2 protein-coding genes are annotated in these 516 nt (G+C 62.0%); both read left to right on the top strand.

Going from position 1 to position 516, the window contains the following annotated elements:
* The coding region (locus OXG98_09185) for a hypothetical protein (protein ID MCY3772180.1) at positions 1 to 314 on the top strand (314 nt) is incomplete at its 5' end.
* 2 nt (positions 315 to 316) lie between these two features.
* The coding region (locus tag OXG98_09180) for a hypothetical protein (protein MCY3772179.1) at positions 317 to 516 on the top strand (200 nt) is incomplete at its 3' end.

Raw genomic sequence — 516 nt, 5'->3', positions numbered from 1 at the left:
CCCCGGGCGGGATGGGGGTCCGGGTGGAAGCCGGTGTGATGGAGAACAGCAGCGTGCCCGTTTACTATGACTCTCTGGTGGCAAAAGTCATTGTGAGCGCTCAGACGCGCGCCGAGGCCGTCCAGCGGATGCGCGCCGCCCTGTCGGAATATCAGATTGAGGGCATTAAAACGAATATCCCGCTGCACCAGAGAATTCTGCGCGACCGGGATTTTTTAGCCGGCAAGGTGCACACGCGCTATCTGGACACCTTTCTGGCCCGCTCGAATAACGGTGCGGCTCGCCCGTCCCAACGCACCACCAAGGAGGTGTAGCCATGCGTTTCGGGACTCCTGCCGCCCTTGTGCTGACCGTCCTCTGCTCTCTGGCCTGTCTCGGTGTCGCCCCGGGGGTGCACGCCGAATCCGGGAGTAGCACAACCCCCGATACGGTGGCCTTCATCGGTCCTCGGATGCAGGTTGACGAACCCGTGTTCGACTTTGGACGGGTCGAACAGGGAGAACAGGTGACGCATGA

This window comes from Gemmatimonadota bacterium (assembly GCA_026706345.1).
In the GTDB taxonomy this organism is placed as follows: Bacteria; JAAXHH01; JAAXHH01; order JAAXHH01; family JAAXHH01; genus JAAXHH01.
Note: the sequence above shows the minus strand (reverse complement) of the source record. Positions and strands in the feature narration are given on the sequence as shown.